23 protein-coding genes and 3 riboswitches are annotated in these 24,448 nt (G+C 65.7%); of the genes, 15 read left to right on the forward strand and 8 right to left on the reverse strand.

Annotation, left to right across the window (positions count from 1 at the left end):
• Positions 1–76: 76 nt before the first annotated feature.
• From AC5Y42_RS19780 to AC5Y42_RS19815, 8 genes are all read left to right on the forward strand, one after another.
• Entirely contained in the window at positions 77–1,426 is a 1,350-nt protein-coding gene (locus AC5Y42_RS19780; RefSeq protein WP_499900270.1) for an aspartate aminotransferase family protein, read from the forward strand.
• 140 nt (positions 1,427–1,566) lie between these two features.
• Positions 1,567–2,508, forward strand: a complete 942-nt coding sequence (locus AC5Y42_RS19785) for an SMP-30/gluconolactonase/LRE family protein (protein ID WP_499900338.1) — start codon at positions 1,567–1,569, stop codon at positions 2,506–2,508.
• Between the two features lie 83 nt (positions 2,509–2,591).
• Positions 2,592–3,818 carry a D-alanyl-D-alanine carboxypeptidase DacB1 gene (dacB1, locus tag AC5Y42_RS19790; RefSeq protein ID WP_499900271.1) on the forward strand — a complete coding sequence of 409 codons (1,227 nt, stop codon included), beginning with the start codon at positions 2,592–2,594 and terminating at the stop codon, positions 3,816–3,818.
• A 96-nt stretch (positions 3,819–3,914) separates the two neighbouring features.
• Positions 3,915–5,336, forward strand: coding sequence for a sugar porter family MFS transporter (locus AC5Y42_RS19795; protein ID WP_499900272.1), 1,422 nt, complete (start codon positions 3,915–3,917; stop codon positions 5,334–5,336).
• A complete protein-coding gene (nagA, locus tag AC5Y42_RS19800; RefSeq protein ID WP_499900273.1) occupies positions 5,327–6,463 on the forward strand; it encodes an N-acetylglucosamine-6-phosphate deacetylase in 1,137 nt (378 codons plus the stop codon). Before AC5Y42_RS19795 ends, nagA begins: the two co-directional genes overlap by 10 nt.
• Positions 6,464–6,547: 84 nt before the next feature.
• Entirely contained in the window at positions 6,548–6,916 is a 369-nt protein-coding gene (locus tag AC5Y42_RS19805) for a DoxX family protein (protein WP_499900274.1), read from the forward strand.
• A gap of 2 nt (positions 6,917–6,918) precedes the next feature.
• Positions 6,919–7,296, forward strand: a complete 378-nt coding sequence (locus tag AC5Y42_RS19810) for a nuclear transport factor 2 family protein (protein ID WP_499900275.1) — start codon at positions 6,919–6,921, stop codon at positions 7,294–7,296.
• A 15-nt stretch (positions 7,297–7,311) separates the two neighbouring features.
• Positions 7,312–7,374: riboswitch (guanidine-III (ykkC-III) riboswitch) on the forward strand.
• Between the two features lie 11 nt (positions 7,375–7,385).
• Positions 7,386–7,700: a DMT family transporter gene (locus AC5Y42_RS19815; RefSeq protein ID WP_499900276.1), complete on the forward strand. Its 315-nt coding sequence runs from the start codon at positions 7,386–7,388 to the stop codon at positions 7,698–7,700.
• Between the two features lie 159 nt (positions 7,701–7,859).
• Here the strand turns inward: AC5Y42_RS19815 and yhjD are convergent, their stop codons facing one another.
• Genes yhjD through AC5Y42_RS19830 form a run of 3 tightly spaced genes read right to left on the reverse strand, consistent with a single transcriptional unit; the run spans position 7,860 to position 11,629 of the window.
• Positions 7,860–8,882: an inner membrane protein YhjD gene (gene yhjD, locus AC5Y42_RS19820; RefSeq protein ID WP_499900277.1), complete on the reverse strand. Its 1,023-nt coding sequence runs from the start codon at positions 8,880–8,882 to the stop codon at positions 7,860–7,862.
• A gap of 20 nt (positions 8,883–8,902) precedes the next feature.
• The gene (gene trpS, locus AC5Y42_RS19825; RefSeq protein ID WP_499900278.1) at positions 8,903–9,922 is read right to left on the reverse strand and encodes a tryptophan--tRNA ligase; all 1,020 of its coding nucleotides are present in this window, start codon (positions 9,920–9,922) and stop codon (positions 8,903–8,905) included.
• Between the two features lie 48 nt (positions 9,923–9,970).
• Positions 9,971–11,629, reverse strand: a complete 1,659-nt coding sequence (locus tag AC5Y42_RS19830; protein ID WP_499900279.1) for a PPE domain-containing protein — start codon at positions 11,627–11,629, stop codon at positions 9,971–9,973.
• A 111-nt stretch (positions 11,630–11,740) separates the two neighbouring features.
• Positions 11,741–11,900, reverse strand: a riboswitch (cobalamin riboswitch).
• Between the two features lie 109 nt (positions 11,901–12,009).
• On the opposite strand from AC5Y42_RS19830, the gene ephH reads away from it, so the two are divergent.
• Positions 12,010–12,840, forward strand: coding sequence for an epoxide hydrolase EphH (gene ephH, locus AC5Y42_RS19835; RefSeq protein WP_499900280.1), 831 nt, complete (start codon positions 12,010–12,012; stop codon positions 12,838–12,840).
• 4 nt (positions 12,841–12,844) lie between these two features.
• On the opposite strand, the gene AC5Y42_RS19840 is transcribed toward ephH, so the two are convergent.
• Positions 12,845–14,071 carry an NADP-dependent isocitrate dehydrogenase gene (locus AC5Y42_RS19840; RefSeq protein ID WP_499900281.1) on the reverse strand — a complete coding sequence of 409 codons (1,227 nt, stop codon included), beginning with the start codon at positions 14,069–14,071 and terminating at the stop codon, positions 12,845–12,847.
• Positions 14,072–14,203: 132 nt separating this feature from the next.
• On the reverse strand, positions 14,204–16,447 hold the full coding sequence (locus AC5Y42_RS19845) for an NADP-dependent isocitrate dehydrogenase (RefSeq protein ID WP_499900282.1): 2,244 nt from the start codon (positions 16,445–16,447) through the stop codon (positions 14,204–14,206).
• A 161-nt stretch (positions 16,448–16,608) separates the two neighbouring features.
• Positions 16,609–16,729, forward strand: a riboswitch (SAM riboswitch).
• 179 nt (positions 16,730–16,908) lie between these two features.
• On the opposite strand from AC5Y42_RS19845, the gene AC5Y42_RS19850 reads away from it, so the two are divergent.
• From AC5Y42_RS19850 to AC5Y42_RS19860, 3 genes are read left to right on the forward strand one after another with little or no spacing between them, the layout of a single operon-like run.
• Positions 16,909–18,267, forward strand: coding sequence for a bifunctional o-acetylhomoserine/o-acetylserine sulfhydrylase (locus AC5Y42_RS19850; protein ID WP_499900283.1), 1,359 nt, complete (start codon positions 16,909–16,911; stop codon positions 18,265–18,267).
• 10 nt (positions 18,268–18,277) lie between these two features.
• Positions 18,278–19,417 (forward strand): homoserine O-acetyltransferase MetX, encoded by a 1,140-nt coding sequence (gene metX, locus AC5Y42_RS19855; RefSeq protein WP_499900284.1) that lies wholly within the window; start codon positions 18,278–18,280, stop codon positions 19,415–19,417.
• A complete protein-coding gene (locus AC5Y42_RS19860; protein WP_499900285.1) occupies positions 19,414–20,145 on the forward strand; it encodes a class I SAM-dependent methyltransferase in 732 nt (243 codons plus the stop codon). The genes metX and AC5Y42_RS19860 overlap by 4 nt, the downstream gene beginning before the upstream one ends.
• Positions 20,146–20,214: 69 nt before the next feature.
• Here AC5Y42_RS19860 and AC5Y42_RS19865 read toward each other — a convergent pair whose 3' ends face one another.
• A complete protein-coding gene (locus AC5Y42_RS19865) occupies positions 20,215–21,669 on the reverse strand; it encodes an FAD-binding oxidoreductase (protein ID WP_499900286.1) in 1,455 nt (484 codons plus the stop codon).
• 147 nt (positions 21,670–21,816) lie between these two features.
• Here AC5Y42_RS19865 and AC5Y42_RS19870 point away from each other — a divergent pair, with 147 nt between their 5' ends.
• The 3 genes from AC5Y42_RS19870 (at position 21,817) to AC5Y42_RS19880 (ending at position 23,311) form a co-directional block, all read left to right on the forward strand.
• Positions 21,817–22,173: a type II toxin-antitoxin system prevent-host-death family antitoxin gene (locus tag AC5Y42_RS19870; RefSeq protein WP_499900287.1), complete on the forward strand. Its 357-nt coding sequence runs from the start codon at positions 21,817–21,819 to the stop codon at positions 22,171–22,173.
• A 7-nt stretch (positions 22,174–22,180) separates the two neighbouring features.
• Entirely contained in the window at positions 22,181–22,843 is a 663-nt protein-coding gene (locus tag AC5Y42_RS19875; protein WP_499900288.1) for an ATPase, read from the forward strand.
• Between the two features lie 84 nt (positions 22,844–22,927).
• Positions 22,928–23,311, forward strand: coding sequence for a DUF732 domain-containing protein (locus AC5Y42_RS19880; protein ID WP_499900289.1), 384 nt, complete (start codon positions 22,928–22,930; stop codon positions 23,309–23,311).
• On the opposite strand, the gene AC5Y42_RS19885 is transcribed toward AC5Y42_RS19880, so the two are convergent.
• Complete coding sequence (locus AC5Y42_RS19885; RefSeq protein ID WP_499888081.1) at positions 23,308–23,601, reverse strand: DUF3017 domain-containing protein; 294 nt, start codon at positions 23,599–23,601, stop codon at positions 23,308–23,310. The genes AC5Y42_RS19880 and AC5Y42_RS19885 overlap by 4 nt on opposite strands.
• Complete coding sequence (locus AC5Y42_RS19890; RefSeq protein ID WP_499900290.1) at positions 23,598–24,446, reverse strand: bifunctional methylenetetrahydrofolate dehydrogenase/methenyltetrahydrofolate cyclohydrolase; 849 nt, start codon at positions 24,444–24,446, stop codon at positions 23,598–23,600. Before AC5Y42_RS19890 ends, AC5Y42_RS19885 begins: the two co-directional genes overlap by 4 nt.
• Between the last annotated feature and the right edge of the window lie 2 nt (positions 24,447–24,448).

Here is a 24,448-nt window from a genome sequence, read left to right on the forward strand (position 1 = left end):
GTTAGCCGGCGCCGAGCGTAACGCCACTGACAATTCAACCGCCCAAAAGCGTCGTGGCGTTACGCTCGCGGGCAACATGAGCAAGAATCTGTCAGCCAAGGCCGACCGGCACCTATGGGGACACTTCGCCCGGCATGGCCCCGGCATCACACCGCCGATCATCACCCGCGGCGAAGGCGTCACGATCTGGGACGACCGCGGCAAAAGCTACCTCGACGGGCTCTCCGGGCTGTTCACCGTGCAGGTCGGACACGGCCGCGCCGAACTCGCCGAGGCGGCCGCCGCGCAGGCCCGCACGCTGGCGTACTTTCCGCTGTGGTCCTACGCCACGCCGCCGGCTATCGAGCTGGCCGAACGGCTGGCGCACTACGCGCCCGGCGACCTGAACCGGGTGTTCTTCACCACCGGTGGCGGCGAGGCGGTGGAAACCGCGTGGAAACTGGCCAAGCAGTACTTCAAGCTCACCGGCAAACCCGGTAAGTACAAAGCGATTTCGCGTGCCGTCGCCTACCACGGCACCCCGCAGGGCGCGCTGGCCATCACCGGGGTGCCGGAGTTCAAGGCCCCGTTCGAGCCACTGGTGCCAGGAGCGGTGAAGGTGCCCAACACGAACTTCTACCGCGCAGCTGAACCGTTCGACGCCGACGCCAAAGCTTTCGGACGGTGGGCCGCCGACCGGATCGGCGAGGCGATCGAGTTCGAGGGCCCCGACACCGTCGCCGCGGTGTTCCTCGAACCGGTACAAAACGCGGGCGGCAGCATCCCGCCTCCGCCTGGCTATTTCGAGCGGGTCCGGGAGATCTGCGACGACTACGACGTGCTGCTGGTCTCCGACGAAGTGATCTGTGCCTTCGGCCGCATCGGATCGATGTTCGCCTGCGAAGATTTCGGCTACGTACCCGACCTGATCACCTGCGCCAAGGGGATGACGTCGGGATACTCGCCAATCGGCGCGATGATCGCCAGCGACCGGCTGTTCGAGCCTTTCGACGACGCAACGACGATGTTCCCGCACGGCTATACGTTCGGCGGGCATCCGGTGTCGGCCGCGGTCGCATTGGCCAACCTCGACATCTTTGAGCGCGAGGGCCTGACCGATCGCGTCAAACACCACGCAGCGGGCTTCCGCACCGCTCTGGAGAGGCTCTACGACCTGCCGCTGGTCGGCGATGTCCGCGGCGAGGGCTACTTCTACTCGATCGAATTGGTCAAGGACCAGGCGACCAGACAGACCTTCAGCCCCGAGGAACGCCAGCGGCTGCTGCCCATGCTGTCCGCGGCGATCTACGAGGCCGGGCTGTATTGCCGCATCGACAACCGCGGCGACCCGGCGATTCAGCTGGCGCCGCCACTGATCAGCGGCCCAACCGAATTCGACACCATCGAATCGATTCTGCGCAGTGCGCTCACAGAAAGTCATCTCTAGTCTCGCGAAAGTGCAACTACCGACGTATTTCTCGAGGAACAGCGTCGGTAGTTGCACTTTCGCGGCAAGATGCGCCTGTGAGCAAACCACGTATCGACCCGGTCCGCTGGCAGCCACCACCGGTCGACCCGCTTCCCGACATGCCGACGGCGAGCATCACAGTCGTCCCGCTGCCCGGCAATGGACCCGAGGACGTCGTCGCCGACGCCGCCGGCCGGCTATGGACCGGCCTGGAAGACGGTCGCGTTGTCCAAATCTCGACGGATGGACACGAGGTCACCGTCGTCGCTGACACCGGCGGCCGGCCGCTGGGCCTGCACGTGGCCCGCGACGGGCGGGTGCTGATCTGCGACAGCCACCGGGGACTGCTTGCGCTGGACCCGAACAGCCACGCGCTGGAAACACTGGTCGAATCGGTGGCCGGCCGACCACTGATGTTCTGTTCCAATGTCACCGAAACATTCGACGGCACAATCTATTTCACCGAATCGACGTGTGATTTTCGTTTCGAGGACTACACCGCGGCGGTCATCGAGGCACGCGGACGCGGCGGCCTGTTCCGGCTCGGTACCGACGGCACCGTCACTTCGCTGGTCGACGGACTCTACTTCGCCAACGGGGTAACGGCGACGACTGACGAATCGGCGCTGGTCTTCGCCGAAACCCAGGCGCGCCGGCTGTCGAAGTATTGGCTGACCGGCCCGCATGCCGGTTCGGTGACACCGCTGGCGGTGAATCTGCCCGGCATGCCCGACAACCTGTCCACGGGTGCCGACGGGCGGATCTGGACGGCGATGGTCGCCCCGGCCAATACCGCGCTGGAATGGCTGCTGCCGCGCCCGCCGATCCTGCGCAAGATCGCGTGGCGACTGCCCGAGCGCCTGCAACCACGGATCAAACCCGAGGTGTGGGCCGTCGCGTTCGACCCGGACGGCGGTGCGCCCGTCGCCGGCCTACGCACCAGTCATCCCGACTTCGGCGTCGTCACCGGGCTTGTCGAAAGCGCCGGCAAGCTATGGATGGGCACGATTGATTTCCCGGCCGTCGCGCACGTCGAGCTTGCGGCGGCCGGCGCCCGTTGAACCTCAGCTTTTTAACTTCTGCAACATCAGTCACAGCGCGGCGCCGTTGAATCGGGCCGCCGATCGCCTACCCTGCACACACGATGGTCTTCTTACGTTCCGCATCGTGCCTGGCAGCAGCGGTTTTCTTAGCTGCGGTGCCCAGCCTGCCCGCCGCCGTGGCCGAGCCCGACACCGCGCCGGACGCGTGCCGCTACAAGGTGTCCACCCCGCCGGCGGTGGATTCGTCGGAGGTGCCCCAGGCCGGTGATCCGCCGCTTCCGCTGCCGGTGCCGCCGTCGCCAGTCGGCGGCAACGCGCTGGCCGGCTGCGGCGTCATCGCCGCGCCGGACACGCCACCAGTGCCCGACGACATCTCCGCCGAGGCGTGGGTGGTGGCCGACCTCGACAGCGGCGCCATCCTCGCCGCCCGCGACCCCCACGGTCGGCACCGGCCGGCCAGCGTCATCAAGGTGCTGGTCGCGATGGCATCGCTCAACGAACTCAACCTCAACAAGACCGTCGACGGCACCCCGGAGGACGCCGCCGCAGAGGGCACCAAAGTGGGCGTCGCGCCCGGCGGCACCTACACCGTCAACCAGCTCTTGCACGGGCTGCTCATGCATTCCGGCAACGACGCCGCCCACGCGCTGGCCGTGCAGCTGGGCGGCATGCAGGTCGCCCTGGAGAAGATCAACACGCTGGCCGCCAAGCTCGGCGGGCGCGACACCCGCGTCGCGACACCGTCCGGATTGGACGGGCCCGGCATGAGCACATCCGCCTACGACATCGGCCTGTTCTACCGGTATGCCTGGGAGAACCCGACATTCGCCGGCATCGTCGCGACACCGACCTTCGACTTCCCCGGCCACGGCGATGCCCCGGGTTATCAGCTGGAGAACGACAACCAGTTGCTCGCACACTATCCAGGCGCGCTGGGCGGCAAAACCGGCTACACCGACGACGCCGGTCAGACGTTCGTAGGTGCAGCCAACCGGGACGGTCGCCGGCTGATGGCCGTACTGCTGCACGGCACCCGTCAGCCGATCGCGCCGTGGCAACAGGCCGCACATCTACTGGACTACGGATTCGCCACTTCCCCGGGCACTCGGGTGGGAACGCTGATCGAGCCGGACCCGGCGCTGGTGGCCGCCAAACCCGTCGCCGATGCCGATGGCGACGGCCTCGCCGCCCGCGCCGCCGCCGCCATCGTGCCGCCCGCCGACGCGCTGCCGGTGCGAGTCGGCGTGGCGGTCATCGGCACCATCATCGTGTTCGGCTTGATCATGGTCGCCCGCTCGCTGAACCGCAGGCCGCAGCGCGAATTCTGATCACCCGGCGCATACCACACGGCGTGGCGCCGGGCCGGTGCCTGCCCGGCCACCCCGCAACCGCGCGCGCCGCCTAACGTAGGAGGGCGTATGCCCATGCCACGAATCAATCAGGCGCAGCTGTCGCGACGAGTGCTGCTAATCGGGATCACCGCGGCAAGTGTCGGCCTGATCTGCGGCTACGACCTGTCCAACATCGCCGGCGCGCTGCTGTATATCACCGACGGCTTTCACCTCAGCACACACCAGCAGGAGCTGGTCACCACAGCGGTGGTCATCGGCCAGATCGTCGGGGCAATGGGTGGTGGGCCACTGGCCAATGCGGTCGGACGAAAGAAGTCGCTTACGCTGGCCACCGCCGCCTACGCGGTGCTGGCGGTGCTGGGAGCAATGGCGCCCTCGATGCCGATGCTGCTGGTAGCGCGGCTGCTTTTGGGGCTGGCCATCGGGCTGTCCATGGTGGTGGCGCCGGTATTCGTCGCCGAATCCTCCCCCGCGGCGGTCCGCGGCTCGATGCTGGTCGCCTACCAGGTGGCCACCGTTATCGGCATCATCCTCGGCTACGTAGCGGCTTACCTGCTGTCCGGGTCGCAGAGTTGGCGATTGATGCTGGGGCTGGCCGCCCTGCCCGCCGTGCTGGCGTTGCTGCTGTTGCACCGGCTGCCCGACACCGCGCGCTGGTACATGCTCAAGGGCCGCACTGCTGACGCACGCCGGGCGCTGCAGCGGATCGAACCGGCACGCGACGTCGAGCAGGAGATCGCCGAGATCGGCCGCGCGCTTCGCGAAGAAAACGAAGAAAGCGGCGGTGTAGTCGCCGAGATGGTGCGCCGGCCGTATCTGCGAGCCACCGTCTTTTTGGTCGGCCTCGGGTTTTTCATCCAGATCACCGGCGTCAACGCCATCATCTGCTACGGCCCGCGGCTGTTCGAGGCGATGGGCTTTCGGGGCAGCTCCGCGTTGCTGCTGTTGCCGGCGGTGGTCCAAGTCGCCGCCCTTGCCGCGGTAGTCGTCTCGCTGCTGCTTGTCGACCGGCTGGGCCGCCGGCCGATTCTGTTGATCGGCATCGCCACGATGATCGCCGCTGACGTCCTGCTGATCCTGGTATTCGCGGTGGGCTCGGACTCCTACGATGCGCTCACCCTTTTCGGGTTCATCGGTGTGCTGATCTTCATGATCGGCTTCACGTTCGGCTTCGGCGCACTGGTATCGGTGTACGCCGGCGAGAGCATGCCGTCGCGGCTACGGTCGCTCGGATCCGGCGCCATGCTCACTGCGGATTTGGTGGCCAACGCAATCGTCGCCGGCGCGTTCCTGTCGATGCTGAGTTCCTTGGGCGGCGCGGGAACCTTCGCGGTGTTCGGTGTTTTCGCGCTCGCAAGCTTCGTCTTCGTCTATCGGTTTGCTCCCGAGACCAAAGGCAAGCAATTGGAAGACATCCGGCACTTCTGGGAGAACGGCGGCAGTTGGCCCGAGGAGTTGCCTACCACCGCGCCACATGCACCGTCGTGGCTCTAATCACTGCCGGCACAATCGTTCTCGAGCAGCGGGTCTGCCGACCGGGGTGGCTGGAAACGTCGGGTGATCGGATCCTGGGCTGCGGCAGCGGCCCTTCGCCCCGGCCGGCCGATGTCAACCTGCCGAGCGCGATCGTGGTGCCGGGATTCGTCGACATGCATGTACATGGCGGCGGCGGCGCGAGTTACACCGATGCCGACAGCGCAGATATTGTGCGGGCGGCGGCGTTTCATCGCCGACACGGCACCACCACCACATTGGCGAGTGTGGTCACCGCCTCCCCCGCCCATCTGCGCAACGCGGTGTCGGCACTGACCGAAGCCACACAGGCCGGCGTCGTGGCCGGCATCCACTTGGAGGGGCCGTGGCTGAGTCCAGGGCGGTGCGGCGCGCACGATCCTCAGCAGATGCGCGACCCGGAGCCCGCTGAGATCGACACTCTGCTGGCGGCCGGTGACGGAGCGGTCCGAATGGTCACCTTGGCACCGGAACGACGCGGAAGCGACAACGCGATTACCCGCTTCGTCGATGCGGGAGTCGTTGTGGCTGTTGGACATACCGATGCGACCTACGAGCAGACCCGCCATGCCATCGCGCTTGGCGCGACGGCCGGCACCCATCTGTTCAACGGCATGCGGCCACTGCACCACCGCGACCCCGGACCATCGCTTGCGCTGCTGCAGGATCCGCGGGTGACGGTCGAGTTGATCGCCGACGGGGTTCACGTCCACCCCGCTGTGCTGTCCGCGGTGATCGCGACCGCAGGACCTGATCGGGTCGCGGCCGTCACCGACGCTATTTCGGCAGCCGGGGTGGGTGACGGCGAATTCCGGCTCGGGACAATGGAAATTGAGGTCGTCTCGGGGGTGCCACGGGTGCGAGGCACCCCGACCATCGCGGGCAGCACCGCGACCATGGATCAACTCTTCCGGGCGGCGGCCGCCGATGCGGGCCTGTCCGCCGCGGTGCAGATGACCTCGGCGACCCCGGCGCGCACGCTCGGGCTGGACGACGTCGGGGCGCTCTGCACCGGCCGCAAAGCCGACGTTGTAGTACTGGACGGCGATCTAGCGGTGACCGCCGTGATGACCAACGGCGAATGGCTCGCACCCACGGTGTCGCGCTAGCCCACCGCTGTCCTGACATCCGCTGTCACATCCGACGACGGCACCACGTCTTAATGGTGAACCTACGTCGATTGGAGGTCAGGAATGAATGTCCTGCTGTGGACCCTGCAAGTGTTGCTCGCTGCCGTCTTTACGGCGTCGGGACTGGCGAAAATCAGCTGGCCCAAGGACCGGCTCATCGCCAGCGGCCAAACCGGTGTTGCACCGTTTCCGCTGCCGGTGGTCCGCGTGACCGCGTTCTGCGAATTGCTTGGCGCCATAGGAATACTGATGCCCACGATCACCGGAGTCGCGCCGTACCTGACACCGCTCGCCGCGCTCGGTTTCGTGGTCGTCATGATAGGCGCAATGAGCTCGCACGCGTACCTTCGCGAACCGCGCAGTGTCGCGGTGAACATCTTGATTCTGATCGCCGCGGTCACCGTAGCCGTGGGCCGCGCGCCGGTGATGTGAGCATGCATGCATTCCGCGCTGCCGTCGAGGCCGGCGATATCGACACGATAGGCACACTGTTCACCGACGACGTAATCTTGCACAGCCCGGTCGCGCACCGGCCCTACACCGGCCGCAACACCGTGGCAGCCATCATCTCCGCGGTAGCGACCGTATTGCAAGAGTTTCGCTTCGAAAGGGAAATCGACGCCGGCGCCGCCGACCACGCACTACTGTTCAACGCCACCGTCGACGGTTTGCAGATCCAGGGCTGCGACTTCCTGCACAGTCGCGGCGACGGTTTGATCGACGAATTGACCGTGATGGTCCGTCCACTCAAAGCCGCCACGGTATTCGCGCAGCAGATGACCGCAGAGCTCGGAAGATCCGGGCTCCCTTAGACTTTGCTATCCTCGAGCCGGTCAGCAACTGACAACCCGACGAGGTGCACCGTACCGGGCCAGACAAGACGGCGCTGCGGAGGTGCACGATGGCCTGGGTGGTGTTGGTGATATCCGGAGTGCTGGAGGCGGTATGGGCGACGGCCCTGAACCGATCCGACGGCTTCTCTCGACTGGGTGCCTCACTGGCTTTCGTTGTCGCGCTGACGTTGTCGATGGCGGGATTGGCGTTCGCGATGCGCAGCCTGCCGACCGGAACCAGTTATGCGGTGTGGGTGGGCATCGGCGCGGTGCTCACCGTCGCCTACGCCATGTTGACCGGAGACGAAGCTGCGTCACTGATCAAGGTGCTGCTCATCGCCGGCGTCGTCGGTTGCATAGTCGGCCTCAAGGTGGTGAGCTAACGGCGACACGAGACCACACCGGTCGCCAGGCACAGATACGCCCCCGGGCGTTGATCCACAGTGCCGAGACTGCGCTGACAGCGCCGAAACTGCGTTCAGTGCGGGACTTTCGCCTTGAAGTCGCCGTAGCCGCAGTTTCGATGGAGAGAGGGTGGTGAGTTAACGCCGACGAAGCAGCCGGGAAAGCCCCAGCGCGCCAATGGCTCCGGCCGCTGCAGCGACCAGCGCCTGCCGAGCGCTCAAACCGTCGTCGGGTTGCATCCGGGTGGTGATCATCGCGGGTTCGGGCGGCTCTACTGGCGCCGCAAGCAGATTGTCCGGTGATGTCGCTGCCCAGGCGGTGGCGAACAACAGCAGTCGCGCGGTGATGTAGACGAACACCATCAACCCCAGCACCGGGCCGAACGTCGCGCCGGCCGGGGTGTGCAGCACCGACCGCAGATAGATCGACCCGACCAACTTGAACACCTCGAACCCAATCGCGGCAAGCAGCCCGGCTCGCACCGAGCTGGCGAAGCTGATCGACTCCCGGGGCAGCCGGGCGATCATCCAGGTGAACACCAGCCACGACACCACCACCGACATCAACACCGATACGCCGCGGAAGATCACGTCCAGCATCGGCACGTGGTGAATGCCCAGCCAGCCAAGCACTTTGGCCATCGGTGCGGCACTGGCCAGCGCGCTCAGCGCCAACGTCGCCATGATCGCGACGAACGTGGACACCATCGCCACCAGATCCGACACCTTGGTGCGGACGAATCCGGGTCGCTCGCCGCGCTGCATCCACATCTCGCTGAGCGCTTCGCGCAGATGGGCCATCCAGCTCAGACCCGCCCACGCCGCGGTGGCCAAGCCGATCAGGCCGACCGACGCGCGCGAGTCGATCGCGGTATTCATCAAATCGACTACCTGTTGACCCAGGTTACCGGGCACACTGGCCCGCACCTTGTGGTCGATCTCGGTCAATAGCGCCGGCCGGCGCGATAAGACGAACCCGCCAACGGCGAAACCGACCATCAGCAAGGGAAACAGCGCAAAGATTGTGTAGTAGGTGAGGCCGGCCGCGAAATAGTTGCCCCTGGCGTCATTGAAACGCTCGTTGGCCTGCATCACACGGTCGAACCACCGGTACCGCGCACGCAGCCGATCCAGAAGTCCGGGTTGGGCCGATTCGCTCATGACCTCCGCATCGTCGCGGACTAGAAACGTCGTGGAAGAAACCCTAGCCGGTCGTAGACACGATCGACCGTTTTTGCGGCCACATCCTGCGCTCGTGCCGCTCCGGTGGCGAGCACGGATTCCAATTCGGCCGGATCTGCGAGCAACTCGTCGACCCGGGTCTTGATCGGTGTCACGAATTCGACGACGGCTTGGGCCGTGTCCTTCTTCAGGTCGCCATAACCGCGCCCGGCGTAATGCTCTACCACGGTGTCGAGGTCGACGCCACTGACCGCGGACTGGATCCCGAGCAGATTAGACACCCCCGGTTTAGCCTCCGGGTCATAGCGGATGTCGCGTTCGCTGTCGGTCACCGCCGAGCGAATCTTCTTGGCCGACAACCGCGGATCGTCGAGCAGATTGATCAGGCCGGCGTCGGTGGCCGCCGATTTACTCATCTTGGCCGACGGGTCCTGCAAATCGTAGATCTTGGCGGTGACCTTGGGGATGAGCAGGTCGGGAACGACGAAAGTGTCCGGGAACCGGCTGTTGAAGCGCTGCGCCACGTCGCGGGCCAACTCGAGATGCTGGCGCTGGTCCTCGCCGACCGGCACCAGTTCGGCGTCGTAGGCCAGCACGTCGGCAGCCTGCAATACCGGGTAGGTGAACAGCCCGACCGTCGTCGACTCGGCGCCCTGGCGCGTCGACTTGTCTTTGAACTGTGTCATCCGCGAGGCCTGGCCGAAACCGGTGAAACAGCCCAGCACCCAAGCCAGCTGAGTGTGGGCCGGCACGTGACTTTGCACAAAGATCGTGCTGCGGGCCGGGTCGACGCCCAGCGCCAGATATTGCGCCGCGGTGACCAGCGTGCGCCGCCGCAACACGTCGGGATCCTGCGGGATGGTGATGGCATGCAGGTCGACGACGCAGAAGAACGTGTCGTGGTCGTCCTGCAACTCGGCCCAATGAGTCACCGCACCCAGGGCGTTGCCGAGGTGAAGCGAGTCAGAGGTGGGCTGCACACCGGAGAAGACCCGGCGGGTTGCGGTAGCGGTGTTCATGATGGCTCGATCTTTTCACGCGGGCCCCGGCCGGCAGCCCACGGTCGCTCAGTCGAGCTCGTGCTCCCAGGTGCTCGGCATCATCGGCGCCGTCGACCCGCCGCCGTAGGAGCCGCCGACCACTGTGGTCAATCCCGCCGGCTGTGCCCCGGCCACCGTGCGTTCGGTCCCGGCAAATCCCATTGGTCCCGCGCCCTGATCCGAGGGCAATACCGGCGGCTCTGGCTCCAGGTCCATGTATTCGTACCCGCGGCCCAGTTGCGTGACCTCCGGCCGCCGGTGCCGCCCACCCCGAGCCTGTTGCTCCATAGCTGCCGCAGCCGCCGCGGGCTGGGCTACCAGGGCATGCCGCGCCTTCTTTCGGCGGGCGCTGGCGCCGGCCGCCCGCCGCGCATCGGCGGTCAGTCCACCGAGCATGTAGGCCAATCCGTCCATGGTCAGACCCACCGGTGGCGCCGCCGGCGCCGGCGGCGGAGCCACCGGTGCCGGCGGCGCAGGGGCGGTCGCCGGCGCCGCAGCCGGGGCCGGCGCGGGTGCCGGAGCCGGGACGGGAGGCGGGGTCGGCGCCAGTGCCAATGCCAGGGGCGGCGGGGCCGGGATGACGGGCATCACCGGGATGCCGTGCAGGTGCAAACCCGCCAAGCCCACGGCGCCGCCCAGCAACATGGGGGCAGCCACCAGCGGAATCAGCGGGAGGGTCAGCAGCGGCAGAAAAACCGGGAGCAGGGTCGTCTCCAGCAAAGTCTTGAGCAGCGCGATGGTGTCGGTGATGATCGTGCCGATCGCTTCGACGGTGGTGAACAGAATGGTGAAAGCGATCGTCGCGGGGTTACCGGTCGCGAAGGCAGCGGCGAGATCCGCCCCGATGAATCCGAAGGTTTGCGACAGCAGGGCAACGTAGGTACCGATGTCCATCGGATAGCCGAGAGCGAACGCGATATTGGCCGGGTTGAGGTAGGTAAGCGGATTTCCGAGTATCGGCAGCCAGGGATCAAACCCGGCGAACATGTTCTGGAAGAACGGATCGCTCATCAGACCGTCGATGAGCGGTTGGAAGACCCTGTTGTAGAAGTCGGTGAACCCGCTGTTGTTCAGCCAATCCAGGACGTCGTCCTGACGGTCGGGGGGCAACGGTGACGGCTGATCGGCAGTGGCCGCCGAGGTGTCGGCCTTCATGATCTGCGGTGCCGGCGTGGTTTGTGGTGATGCCGTCACTGCCGCGGTGGCGACGGTTTGATAGGTGCTCATCACGGTGGCGGCCTGAATCCACATCCGCACATAGTCGGCCTCGTTCAGCGCGATCGGAATCGCGTTGACACCGAAGAAATTCGTCGCCACCAACGCCGCGTGGGCGGCGTGGTTGGCGGCCAGTTCGGCCAGCGTCGGCATGGCCCCCAGCGCGCTGATGTAGGCGGTGGCCGCGGTTTCATGCCGGGCCGCTCTGACGGCGCTGTCGGTGGCGGCTTGCGTCAGCCACGCCAGATACGGCGCGTGTGCGGCCACGTAGCTTGCGGCCGTCGGGCCGTCCCAGGTCCCGGCTTGCACCGCTCCCAACAACGCGGTGAGTTCGTCGGCCGCGTCGAGGTATTCGGTGCCCAGCGAATTCCATGCCGTCGCGGCGGCCAGCAGCGAGCCGGGACCGGGACCGCTGGAGAGCAGCGTCGAATGCACTTCCGGCGGTGCGGCCATCCAAATCGGCGCGGTCAACGCCAGCTGCCTGGAATCGCAGTGGATTTAGCGAAATGGGCAGCCGCGACGGCCGGCCCTGACATGCATGGCATGGAGGTTCGTCAGCTCTCTCGGGGTACACCGCCCCGGGTAGCAGGATGCGACGACGCGAGTGTCCTGGCTCTCGGATCGTTGCTCGCCTCGCCTTCCAGCTCGCAGCCGTGGCGGATGAGGGTCGCTCCCCGATGACAGTGGCGGGACCGCGCCGGACTCACACCGGCTTCCTGCAACGTCGTCGCCTTACCGGCGGATTATGGCACGCCAATCCCGCCATTCGCGAATCGGTCGCATGACGGCGGCGATAGACCATTCCAATGACCCCAATTGCAGTACCGGCGGTATCGCCATAGTGTCGGCGTATGCGCGCGCCAATTCATCTGGGCACCGGAGAACCGGTCCTGCTGTTACATCCCTTTCTGATCTCGCAGTTGGTGTGGCAGACCGTCGCGCAGCAATTGGCCGACACCGGCCGCTACGAGGTGTTCGCCCCGACGATGGCCGGCCACAACGGCGGGCCCTACTCGGGTACCTGGTTTCTGAGCTCGGAGGTACTGGCCGATCACGTGGAGCGGCAACTCGACGAGCTGGGCTGGAACACCGCCCACATCGTCGGCAACTCGCTGGGCGGCTGGGTGGCGTTCGAACTGGAGAGCCGGGGCCGGGCCCGCACGGTCACCGGCATCGCCCCGGCGGGCGGATGGACGCGGTGGAGCCCGACCAAGTTCGAGGTGATCGCCAAGTTCGTGATGGGCATGCCGGTATGGGCGCTGGCGCGCTGGCTCGGGCCGCGCGCATTGCAGCTGCCGTTCAGCCGCCGGCTGGCCACCCTGCCGGTCAGTGGATCACCGGACGGCGTCAGCGAAAGCGAACTGCGGGCGATCATCGACGACGTTGCGCACTGCCCGGCCTACTTCCAGCTGCTGATCAAAGCGCTGTTGATGCCCGGACTGGCGGACTTGGCGCAAACCGCCGTTCCCGCCCATTTGGTCATCTGCGAAAAGGACCGGGTCTTTCCGGGGCCGAGATCCCACCGGTACTTCAGGGCCCAACTTCCCAAGCGCACGCAGGTGACTGAGCTCGACGGTGTGGGTCACATCCCGATGTTCGAGGCGCCCGGCCGTGTCACCGAAGTCATCACCGACTTCCTCGACCAATACAGCCCGCCGATCCGCGAGATCAGGTCGAGCTGAGCAATCAGCTGAGGGCCTTGTCCAGGTTCTCGGCGATCGTGTTGAGGAACTCCTCGCTGGTCTGCCAGTCTTGATCCTTGCCGATCAGCAGTGCGAGGTCCTTGGTCATCTGGCCGCCCTCAACGGTGGTGACGACGACGTCTTCCAGCTTTTGGGCGAAGTCGCTGACCTCGGGGGTGTTGTCCAGCTTGCCGCGGTGCTGCAGCCCCCGGGTCCACGCGAAGATCGAGGCGATCGGATTGGTGGAGGTCGGCTTGCCTTCCTGGTACTGACGAAAATGCCGCGTGACGGTGCCATGCGCGGCTTCGGCCTCGACCGTCTTACCGTCGGCGGTCATCAGCACCGACGTCATCAGCCCGAGTGAGCCGTAGCCCTGCGCCACCGCGTCGGATTGCACGTCGCCGTCGTAGTTCTTGCAGGCCCACACATAGCCGCCCTCCCACTTCAGGCAGGCCGCCACCATGTCGTCGATCAACCGGTGCTCGTAGGTCAGTCCGGCTTCTTCGAACTTGTCCTTGAACTCCTCGTCGTAGATGCGCTGGAACTCGTCTTTGAACATGCCGTCATAAGACTTGAGAATGGTGTTCTTGGTCGACAGGTACACCGGGTAGTTCTCTTGCAGGCCATAGGCAAACGATGTGCGGGCGAAGTCCTGGATCGATTCCTTGAAGTTGTACATCCCCATCACGACACCGCCGTCTTCGGGAATGCTCACCATTTCCTGCACAACCGGCTCGCTGTCGTCGTTGGGCGTGAAGGTCAGCGTGACGGTGCCGGGGCGGTCCACTTTGAAGTTCGTCGCACGATACTGGTCGCCAAAAGCGTGCCGGCCGATGATAATCGGCTTCTTCCAACCCGGGACCAGCCGCGGGATGTTCGAAATCATGATCGGCTCGCGAAATATCGTGCCGCCCAGAATGTTCCGGATCGTTCCGTTCGGCGACGACCACATGGTCTTGAGGTCGAACTCCTTGACGCGGGCCTCGTCGGGGGTGATGGTGGCGCACTTGACGCCGACGCCGTGCTTCTTGATGGCATAGGCGGAGTCGATCGTCACCTGGTCGTAGGTGTCGTCGCGGTGCTCGACGCCCAGGTCGTAATAATCCAGGTCGATGTCGAGGTGCGGAAAGATCAGCAAATCCTTGATCCACTGCCAGATGACGCGTGTCATCTCGTCACCGTCGAGCTCTACTACCGTGCCTTTGACTTTGATCTTTCCGCCGCTGGGCATCTGAGTCCGATCCTCCTAGCCGACGATTAACGCCGCCTTGTGGGCAACCTGGTGAGCCTGCGGGTGAGCAACCACTCTCGACCCAACACTACAAGGGGTGCCCCGGACCGGACTGTTCTGAACAATCTGGATTCAGGCGGTCGTGACCTGGGCGTCGAGTGCGGCGTTGAGTGTTTTACTCGGGCGCATCACCGCGGTCGTCTTGTCGCGATCCGGCGCGTAGTAGCCGCCGATGTCGACCGCCTCGCCCTGCGCCTCGGCCAGTTCGGCAATGATGACGTCTTCGTTTTCCTTCAGGGCATCGGCCAGTGCGGTGAAGTGCTTCCGCAGATCCTCGTCATCGTTCTGGGCCGCCAACTCTTGCGCCCAGTACATGGCCAGGTAGAACTGGCTGCCGCGGTTGTCGAGCTCACCGGTCTTGCGCGACGGGCTCTTGTTGTTGTCCAGCAGCTTTCCGATCGCGGCATCCAGCGCCTTGCCCAGAATCTCGGCGCGCTCGTTACCGATCTTGGCGCCCATATCCTCCAGGCTGGCGCCCAGTGCCAGGAACTCGCCCAGCGAATCCCAGCGCAGGTGATTCTCCTCCACCAGTTGCTTGACGTGCTTGGGCGCCGACCCGCCCGCTCCGGTTTCGTACATTCCGCCGCCGGCCATCAGCGGGACGATGGACAGCATCTTGGCGCTGGTACCCAACTCCAGGATCGGAAACAGGTCGGTCAGGTAGTCGCGCAGGATGTTGCCGGTCGCGGCGATGGTGTCCAGCCCGCGAATCAGCCGTTCCAGGGTGTACCGCATGGAACGAACCTGCGACATGATCTGAATGTCGAGGCCCTCGGTGTCGTGATCCTTCAGATACGTCCTGACCTTTTTGATCAGTTCGTTTTCGTGTGGCCGGTAGGGGTCCAGCCAAAACAGCACCGGCATGCCGGAGTTACGGGCACGGGTGACGGCCAGTTTCACCCAGTCGCGGATCGGCGCGTCCCGCACGATCGGCATCCGCCAGATGTCGCCGGCTTCCACGTTCTGCGACAGCAGTACTTCGCCGGTGGCGAGGTCCACGATATTGGCGACGCCGCCTTGGGATAGCTCGAATGTCTTGTCGTGCGACCCGTATTCCTCGGCCTGCTGCGCCATCAGACCGACATTGGGAACGGTGCCCATCGTCGCCGGATCGAAAGCGCCGTTGGTCTTACAGAAGTTGATGATCTCCTGGTAGATACGGGCGAACGTGGACTCGGGGTTGACCGCCTTGGTGTCCTTTTGCCGTCCGTCGGCGCCGTACATCTTGCCGCCGGCGCGAATCATCGCCGGCATCGAGGCGTCCACGATCACGTCGCTGGGTGAGTGGAAGTTCGAGATTCCCTTGGCCGAGTCGACCATGGCCAACTCCGGCCGGTGCTCGTGGCAGGCGTGCAGGTCGCGAATGATTTCGTCGTGCTGCGACGCGGGCAGCGACTCGATCTTGTTGTAGAGGTCAACCAGGCCGTTGTTGACGTTGACACCCAGCTCGTCGAACAGCTTCTGATGCTTGGCGAACGCGTCGGAGTAGAAGACCTTGACCGCATGGCCGAACACGATGGGGTGGCTGACCTTCATCATCGTCGCCTTGACATGCAGGGAGAACATCACGCCGGTCTTGCGCGCATCCTCCATCTGTTCCTCGTAGAACTCGCGCAGAGCTCTGACGCTCATGAACATGCTGTCGATGATGTCGCCCTCGGCCAGTGACACCTTCGGCTTGAGCACGATCGTCTCGCCGCTGTTGGTCACCAGCTCCATCTTCACGTCGCGCGCACGGTCCAGCGTCATCGACTTCTCGCCGTGATAGAAGTCGCCGTGGCGCATGGTCGCCACGTGAGTGCGCGATGCCATCGACCACTCGCCCATGCTGTGCGGGTGCTTACGCGCGAATTCCTTGACCGCCTTGGGCGCACGGCGATCCGAGTTACCTTCCCGCAGCACCGGATTCACCGCACTGCCCAAGACCTTGGCGTAACGCTTTTTCAGCTCCCTTTCCCGATCGATTTTCGGATTCTCCGGGTAATCCGGAACCTTGAATCCCTTACCCTGCAGCTCTTTGATCGCGGCCACCAGTTGCGGCACCGAGGCGCTGATGTTCGGCAGCTTGATGATGGTGGTGTCGGGTAGCTGCGTCAGCCGGCCGAGTTCGGCGAGGTTGTCGGACACGCGCTGCTCTTCGGTGAGGTAATCGGGGAACTCGGCCAAGATGCGTGCCGCCACCGAGATGTCACTGGCTTCGATCTTGATGCCCGCCGGTTCGGCAAACGCGCGCACGATCGGCAAAAAGGCATACGTCGCCAACAACGGCGCCTCGTCGGTCAGCGTGTAGATGATGGTCGGCTGTTCGGCGCACACGGTCTGTCTCCCGGCGTCTCAGGTCAGATTGTCAACGGATCGGCGTTGTCACGGTGGCTGCCAGTATCGCGTACCCGCTAATCGACAGCCCTAAAGGGGCGGTCTGCATCGTCGGCGAGTCAGGTGGCGGCCTCTCGCCGACGTGCGATAAGCTTCAGGTCGGTCATGAGTGCCAGCGTTCAAGCCCCGGCTTGCTGGCCGGCAACCCTCCAACCGCGGTGGGGTGCCCCGGGTGATGACCAGGTTGAGTAGCCACAACCGGCTACGCGGCAAGCGCGGGTCCGCCGTGACGGGCCCCCCGAGTAGACAGGGAAACCTGATGCACGCCTATTGGGGCTGGCCCATCGTGACTCACAGTTGCTGACCGAATGGCTGCCGGTTGACGTCTTCTCCGGATGGCGTCTCGGGCGCCGACGAGCAACCGCCCCCAAGCAAGCAAGCCGTTGACAGAAAGCATGCAGATGAGCGCTGACGAGAACGACGACAACGATCCGACCGCGCATTGGTCGTTCGAGACCAAACAAGTCCATGTCGGGCAGCGGCCGGACCCCACCACCCATGCACGCGCCCTGCCGATCTACCAGACCACCTCCTTCACCTTCGACGACACCGCACACGCGGCGGCGCTGTTCGGGCTGGAGGTCCCGGGAAACATCTACACCCGGATCATGAACCCGACCGCCGACGTCGTCGAGCAGCGCATCGCCGCGCTCGAAGGCGGGGTGGCCGCACTGTTCCTGGCCTCCGGTCAAGCGGCGTCGACGTTCGCGCTGCTGAACCTGGCCGGCGCCGGTGACCACATCGTCTCCAGTCCGCGGCTCTACGGCGGCACCTACAACCTGTTCCACTATTCGCTCGCCAAGATCGGCGTCGAGGTCACCTTCATCGACGAACCCGACAACCTGGAGTCCTGGCGTTCGGCGATCCGGCCCAACACCAAGGCGTTCTTCGCCGAGACGATCTCCAACCCGCAGATCGACGTGCTGGATACCCCGGGCGTGGCCGCTATTGCCCACCAGAACGGGCTGCCGCTGATCGTCGACAACACCGTCGCCACCCCTTACCTGATCCAGCCGATCGCCCAGGGCGCCGACATCGTGGTGCATTCGGCCACCAAGTACCTGGGTGGGCATGGCGCCGCGATCGCCGGGGTCATCGTCGACGGTGGCACCTTCGATTGGACGGGCGGCCGTTTTCCCGACTTCACCACGCCCGATCCCAGCTACCACGGCGTGGTGTACGCGGAATTGGGACCGCCCGCGTTCGCGCTCAAAGCTCGGGTACAACTGCTGCGCGACTACGGTTCTGCGGCCTCGCCGTTCAACGCTTTCCTGGTCGCGCAGGGACTGGAAACCTTGAGTCTGCGCATGGAGCGTCACGTCGCCAACGCCAAGCGGGTCGCAGAGTTTTTGGCCGGTCATGACGACGTGGTGTCGGTCAACTACGCCGGGCTGCCGAGCTCGCCGTGGTACGAGCTGGGACAGAAGCTGGCGCCCAGAGGAACCGGCGCAGTGCTGGCCTTCGAGTTGGCCGGCGGCGTCGAGGCAGGCAAGGCGTTTGTCAATGCGCTGCAACTGCACAGCCACGTCGCCAATATCGGGGATGTGCGTTCGCTGGTGATCCATCCGGCATCGACGACCCACTCCCAACTCAGTCCCGACGAGCAGCTGTCGAGCGGCGTCAGCCCGGGGCTGGTGCGGTTGGCCGTCGGGATCGAGGGTATCGACGACATCCTGGCCGACTTGCAACTCGGCTTCGCTGCGGCTCGCAAATTCGGTGCCGCCGACGCGGGCGACCCGCACGCGGTGGCGGCATTCTGAGGAGGTTTGGGTGACAATCTTCGACGTGCCAACTCAAGCGCTTCCCGCCGAAGGGGAGCTCGGCGTCGTTGACATCGGTTCGCTGACGCTGGAAAGCGGCGTGGTGCTCGACGACGTTCAGATCGCCGTGCAGCGGTGGGGAGAGCTGTCGCCGACACGCGACAACGTCGTGGTGGTGTTGCACGCACTCACCGGCGATTCGCACATCACCGGCCCCGCCGGGCCCGGGCAGCCTACGCCGGGCTGGTGGGACGGTGTCGCCGGGCCGGGTGCGCCGATCGACACCAATCGTTGGTGCGCACTGTCCACCAACGTGCTGGGCGGCTGCCGCGGCTCAACCGGGCCCAGCTCACTGGCTCGCGACGGAAAACCCTGGGGCTCACGGTTTCCGCGTGTCACGATTCGCGATCAGGTGGAGGCAGACATCGCGGCGTTGGCCGCATTGGGCATCACCAAAGTTGCCGCCGTCGTCGGCGGATCGATGGGCGGCGCACGGGCGCTGGAATGGATTATCGGCCACCCCGACGAGGTTGCGTCCGCGTTGCTATTGGCGGTGGGTGCGCGTAGCACTGCCGACGAGATAGGCACCCAGGTCAGCCAACTCGCAGCGATCGAGGCCGACCCGAACTGGCAGGGCGGTGACTATTACGGCACCGGCCGCACACCCGACGTCGGACTGGCGATCGCCCGCCAATTTGCGCACCTGGCTTTCCGGGGCGAGCTCGAGTTGGACACCCGCTTCGCCAATGACGCTCAGAGCGGCGAAGATCCGGCGACGGGCGGTCGTTACTCCGTGCAAGGCTATTTGGAGTATCAGAGCAGCAAGTTGGTCGCCCGATTCGACGCCGGGAGCTACGTGGCCTTGACCCACGCGATGATTGGACACGACGTCGGCCGCAACCGCGGTGGGGTCGCCGAGGCACTGCGCGGCTGTCCGGTGCCGGTAGTGATCGGGGGAATTACTTCCGACCGGCTCTTCCCACTACGGCTCCAGGAAGAACTGGCCGCCCTGATGCCGGGATGCAATGGGCTAGAGGTCATCGACTCGATCTACGGACACGACGGCTTTTTGGTGGAATCCGAAGCCGTCGGCGAATTGGTGCGACGGACGCTGGATATCGCTGCCGGCGAAGGTGTGCGCCGGCGGTGACCCGCTCCGGGCAAGCCCGTTCGCTGTCGTTCGGCGCCGAAGCGGCCGCCTACGAGCGGGGCCGTCCGTCCTATCCGCCGGAGGCCATCGACTGGCTGCTGCCGGCTGAGGCCCGTGATGTGCTCGACCTTGGCGCGGGGACCGGCAAACTGACCACTCGGCTGGTTGAGCGCGGCTTGGCCGTGGTGGCGGTGGATCCGATCGCTGAAATGTTGGAGGTGCTGCGCAACTCGTTGCCGGACACCCCGGCATTGCTGGGTACGGCCGAAGAGATTCCGCTGGCGGACAACAGCGTTGACGCGGTGCTAGTCGCCCAGGCGTGGCATTGGTTCGACCCGGCACGAGCGATTCCGGAAGTGGCCCGGGTGCTGCGACCCGGCGGGCGACTGGCCCTGGTGTGGAACACCCGCGACGAGCGGCTCGGCTGGGTGCGCGAGCTGGGTCGCATCATCGGACGCGACGGCGACCCGGTCCGCGACAAGGTGACGTTGCCCGGGCCCTTCACGGACTTGCAGCGTCATCAGGTCGAGTGGACGAGTTACCTGACGCCGCAAGCTCTTATCGACCTGGTGGCGTCTCGCAGCTACTGCATCACCTCGCCGACCGAGGTGCGCAGCAAGACGCTCGATGAGGTACGCGAATTGCTGGCCACGCATCCCGCGCTGGCGAGCGCAAGTGGCCTCGCGCTGCCGTACGTGACGGTCTGCGTACGCGCCACGCTGTCCTGAACGTGCGCCGAGCGTCGAGTTGTTGGGCGAATTCGCGGTTTGCGGCACAACGAGTCGACGTTCGAGGGTTCAGAAATTCAAGCCCGAGAACATAATTCGGTTGGGATCGTATTTTTGCCGTACGGCGCTTAGCTGGGGCAGGTTCGGGCCGAAATAGCGCGACGGCGGTTGGCCCACCTCGATGTAGTTCACGTAGCCGCCGACCGAATACGATTGCACCGCTTGGTGTGCCGTGGCCAGCCAGCTGGTGGCAGCCGACGGGGAACCGGATGTTTCGACGTACCACTGCACCAGCGCGGACTGCCGGCGCCACGGGAAGGCGGTAGCTCCCGGCGCCACGGTGGCGAGCGCCCCGTCGAGCGCGTGCATGATCGCCAAGATGCGGCCCGCCCCACGCGGAAAGGCGTCCACCGCCGCGGCGATCCCCTGAGCGGCCCCGGCGTTGATGGTCGGGAAGACGTCGGATCCGCCGACATATCCGAGCGGCGACGGGTTGAGGTTCCCGACGGCCAGATACCGCACCAGGTCCAGATAGTTGAACGTGTGGTTCTCGGTACCGGTCGGTTGTACTCCGACAGCTGACGTGATCGCGGCGGCGACACTGCTGCCCGACCCGGCCGGGCAGGTCGCGAGGATGCGACAGTGCGTACCCATCGCGTCGGTGGTGCTGTCGGCCAGTGCCCAACTGCTGCGATCGGCCGTACTCAGCCATTTCTGCCAACCGAGCAGAACCTGTGCGAATGCCTGCGGCGGAAAAGTGAGGTTCACCGCGTCGACGTCGCCCGTGGGGAACGTGGCGAAGGTCAGCGAGGTTGTCACCCCGAAGTTGCCGCCACCGCCGCCCCGCAACGCCCAGAACAGATCGGGGTGGTTGGCGGCAGACGCGGTGACCGCCTCACCGCTGGGCAGCACCACCGACGCCGAGGTCAACGCGTCACACATCAATCCCGCGTGGCGCGATTGAGCGCCCAGCCCGCCGCCCAGGGCATGCCCGGCGGTGCCGACCGACGGGCAGGTGCCCGTCGCGATCCCGCGGCCCGCTGCGGCCAGCGCCTCATGCAGCGCGTACAGACTGGTCGCCGGCGCGACGGTGACCTGCCCGGTGGCGGCGTCGTAATTGATTCCCCCGGGCAGTTGACGCAGGTCCAGCACCATGGTCCCGTTGGCCGTGGAGGCGCCCACATACGAGTGCCCGCCACTGCGCGGAGCGACCTTGAGGTTGTGGGCGGTGGCGAATGCCATCGCCTTTTGCACATCTGCCGCCGTCGTCGGTGTGACGATGGCCGCCGGCGTCGAGCCGTTGTAGTTGGTATTGAATACCTGCTTGGCCGTTGCGAATTGGCCACCGTCACCGGGTGTGAGCACGTGTCCGCCGAGTGCGCTGGCAAGGCCCTCCCAGCCCGAGGCGGCCGGCTCTGCACCGGCCCGGACCGAGCCGACTCGACCCGATCCGAAGACTGCGCCGGCGGCTAACGCTCCGACCGCACCTCGCAGAAACGTCTGCCGCGAGATCTCACGCGGCACGGCACGGCCTGGAAGGTGTCATCTCCGAATTGTCGGCGACGAAAGAGCGATATTCGTCGACCTGAACGACGTGTCGGGCTAACTAGCCAAATTGGCTATAATGGCTGTATTGGCTAGACTCGGGCCTACGAACGAAAGGGAGGCGCCATGACCACCCTGACCTTCCGTAATCGTGACGGCAAACTGGTCGATTTGCCGACGGTCGCGGCCACCCGGTTCAAGAATCAGTTCGGAGCTGTCTTCGAGGAAGCCGCGCTCTCCGGTGCCGTTGCGATCACTAAGCACAACACGCCCAAGGCGGTGCTGTTGTCGGTGGCTGAATTCGAAGCACTGACCCGCTCGCACGAGCCCGCCCTCGATGAGTTGAGCGACCGTTTCGACGACTTGCTCGACCGTATGCAGCGGCCGCAGAGCAAGGCGGCGATCGCGGCCGCATTCGACGCCTCGCCTGCGCAGCTGGGCCGCGCCGCGGTGCGGGCCGCCCGCGAAAAGCCGCGGCACTAATCACCGAGTGGCCAGCAACGACGGTGCGCCGCCGGCTCGGTTGTACGTGCTCGCGGGTGTCAACGGCGCGGGTAAGAGCAGTATCGGCGGTGCGGCAATACGCGCCGCCGGAGCGGACTACTTCAATCCCGACGAGGCGGCGCGCGCAGTGCGGGCGGCGGACTCGAGCCTGGACCAAGCCAGCGCCAACTCGCTTGCGTGGCAGCAGGGAAAACGCTTGCTGGAGAGGGTGATTCGGGAACACCTCGATTTCGCGATCGAGACCACACTGGGCGGGAACACGATGGCCCGGCTGATCGCCGACGCCGCGTCGCAGGGAATCGAGGTACGTGTCTTCTACGTCGGGCTGTCCAGCGCCGACGCGCACGTCGAGCGGGTCCGGCAGCGAGTTCGTGGCGGCGGCCACGACATTCCCGACGCCGACATCCGGCGGCGCTACCGGCACAGCCGACTCAACCTGGTGCGTCTGCTGCCCACGCTCACTGAGTTGCGCGTCTACGACAACTCGACGCAAGCCGACCCGGCCGCCGGGCAAGCACCGCAGCCGCGGCTTGTGCTGCATGTCAAGCAGGGACGTATCATCGGTCCCGACGACCTGGCGTCAACGCCCGACTGGGCGAAGCCGATCGTCGCGGCCGCGCTCGAACTCGAGCCCCCAACAGACGCATAGTGTTCAAACCTTGACCTCATCGCGTCGTGAATGTGACTGTCGTAGCCCACTGTTCCTGGGAGCGACTTGAGTGAGGAGCGGAACATGCCGGCATTGAACAGCTGTCGCAACAGAATCGCGCTAGCGATATCCACCGGGCTGATCGCCGCTGCGGCGTTGGCGGCGCCGGCACAGGCCGACTCGATCGATGACAGCTTCCTTTCCGCGCTCAACGGCGCGGGCGTCAATTACGGAGATCCCGGCAGCACAGCTGAGCTCGGTCAGTCCATCTGCCCCATGCTGGCTCAGCCGGGCGGAACGTTCGCCTCTGCGGCGTCGAACGTGGTCGGCAACAACGGCATGTCGCCGGGCATGGCGCAGTTGTTCACCAGCATCGCGATATCGATGTACTGCCCGTCGATGATGGCGTCGCTGGCTGACGGCAACATGCCGAACTTGCCGCAGCTGCCGGGGATGCCGGCTCTCTAACCTGTCCCCAGCGGGTCGATCGTCGACGCGATGTAGACCATCGCGGTCGCCACCACCGCCGTGGTGGCAAAGTCAGTTCCCTTGCTGCGCACCACCAAAAGCCCGGCGCGGTCCTCGGACAGCACTAGTCGCAGCACCGCCGCCGCTCCCACACCGATGCCGATCAGCAGTGCGCCGCGACGCCAGAAGTTGGCGGCGGCCAGCGCGAACGCGACGACGAAGATCAGCACGACCAGCACGATCGGCCACTGGGCGGCGAAGATCATGCGGGTCCGGTCCGACACGCTCACGACGCAGCCTCGGCCAATTCGACGACGTTGGTCAGCAGGAAAGCCCTGGTCAGCGGGCCGACGCCACCGGGATTCGGCGACACGTGACCGGCGACCTCCCACACATCCGGTGCCACGTCGCCGACCAGCCCGTCGTCGGTGCGGCTGACCCCGACGTCGATGACGGCGGCGCCCGGTCGCACCATGTCGGCGGTCAGCAGATGCGGCACGCCGACGCCGGCCACGATGATGTCCGCCTGTCGGGTCAGCCCGGCCAGGTCACGAGTCGCGGTGTGGCACAACGTTACTGTGGCATTTTCCGAGCGCCGGGTCAGCAGCAGGCCCAACGGCCGGCCGACGGTCACACCGCGGCCGATCACGACCACGTGCGCGCCGGCGATCGGCACGTCGTAGCGCCGGAGCAGATGCACGATGCCACGCGGCGTACATGGCAGCGGCCCTGGTGTGTTGAGCACGAGGCGGCCCAGGTTGGTGGGGTGCAGCCCGTCGGCGTCCTTATCGGGGCCGACCCGCTCCAATGCGGCGTTCTCGTCCAAGTGCTTGGGCAGCGGCAATTGCACGATGTAGCCGGTGCATTCGGGGTTGGCGTTGAGCTCATCGATCGTCTCGTCGAGCTTGGCCTGGCTGACATCAGCGGGCAGGTCACGGCGGATCGAGGTGATGCCGACCTTGGCACAGTCGGAATGCTTGCCCCGCACGTAAGCCTGCGAGCCGGGATCGTCGCCGACCAGGATGGTGCCCAAGCCGGGGGTGCGTCCCGCGGCCGTCAGTGCGGCCACCCGCTGCTTGAGGTCGACGAAGATTTCGTCGCGTGTTGCTTTGCCGTCCAGTATGTTCGCAGCCACGC

This window comes from Mycobacterium sp. NGS48 (genome assembly GCF_059812585.1).

Bases quoted from the DNA above. Each gene is read 5' to 3' on its own strand.
- AC5Y42_RS19780 (WP_499900270.1), top strand. From the start codon at position 77: ATGAGCAAGAATCTGTCAGCCAAGGCCGACCGGCACCTATGGGGACAC.
- AC5Y42_RS19785 (WP_499900338.1), top strand. From the start codon at position 1,567: ATGCCGACGGCGAGCATCACAGTCGTCCCGCTGCCCGGCAATGGACCC.
- dacB1 (WP_499900271.1), top strand. From the start codon at position 2,592: ATGGTCTTCTTACGTTCCGCATCGTGCCTGGCAGCAGCGGTTTTCTTA.
- AC5Y42_RS19795 (WP_499900272.1), top strand. From the start codon at position 3,915: ATGCCACGAATCAATCAGGCGCAGCTGTCGCGACGAGTGCTGCTAATC.
- AC5Y42_RS19805 (WP_499900274.1), top strand. From the start codon at position 6,548: ATGAATGTCCTGCTGTGGACCCTGCAAGTGTTGCTCGCTGCCGTCTTT.
- AC5Y42_RS19810 (WP_499900275.1), top strand. From the start codon at position 6,919: ATGCATGCATTCCGCGCTGCCGTCGAGGCCGGCGATATCGACACGATA.
- AC5Y42_RS19815 (WP_499900276.1), top strand. From the start codon at position 7,386: ATGGCCTGGGTGGTGTTGGTGATATCCGGAGTGCTGGAGGCGGTATGG.
- yhjD (WP_499900277.1), bottom strand. From the start codon at position 8,882: ATGAGCGAATCGGCCCAACCCGGACTTCTGGATCGGCTGCGTGCGCGG.
- trpS (WP_499900278.1), bottom strand. From the start codon at position 9,922: ATGAACACCGCTACCGCAACCCGCCGGGTCTTCTCCGGTGTGCAGCCC.
- ephH (WP_499900280.1), top strand. From the start codon at position 12,010: ATGCGCGCGCCAATTCATCTGGGCACCGGAGAACCGGTCCTGCTGTTA.
- AC5Y42_RS19840 (WP_499900281.1), bottom strand. From the start codon at position 14,071: ATGCCCAGCGGCGGAAAGATCAAAGTCAAAGGCACGGTAGTAGAGCTC.
- AC5Y42_RS19850 (WP_499900283.1), top strand. From the start codon at position 16,909: ATGAGCGCTGACGAGAACGACGACAACGATCCGACCGCGCATTGGTCG.
- AC5Y42_RS19870 (WP_499900287.1), top strand. From the start codon at position 21,817: ATGACCACCCTGACCTTCCGTAATCGTGACGGCAAACTGGTCGATTTG.
- AC5Y42_RS19880 (WP_499900289.1), top strand. From the start codon at position 22,928: ATGCCGGCATTGAACAGCTGTCGCAACAGAATCGCGCTAGCGATATCC.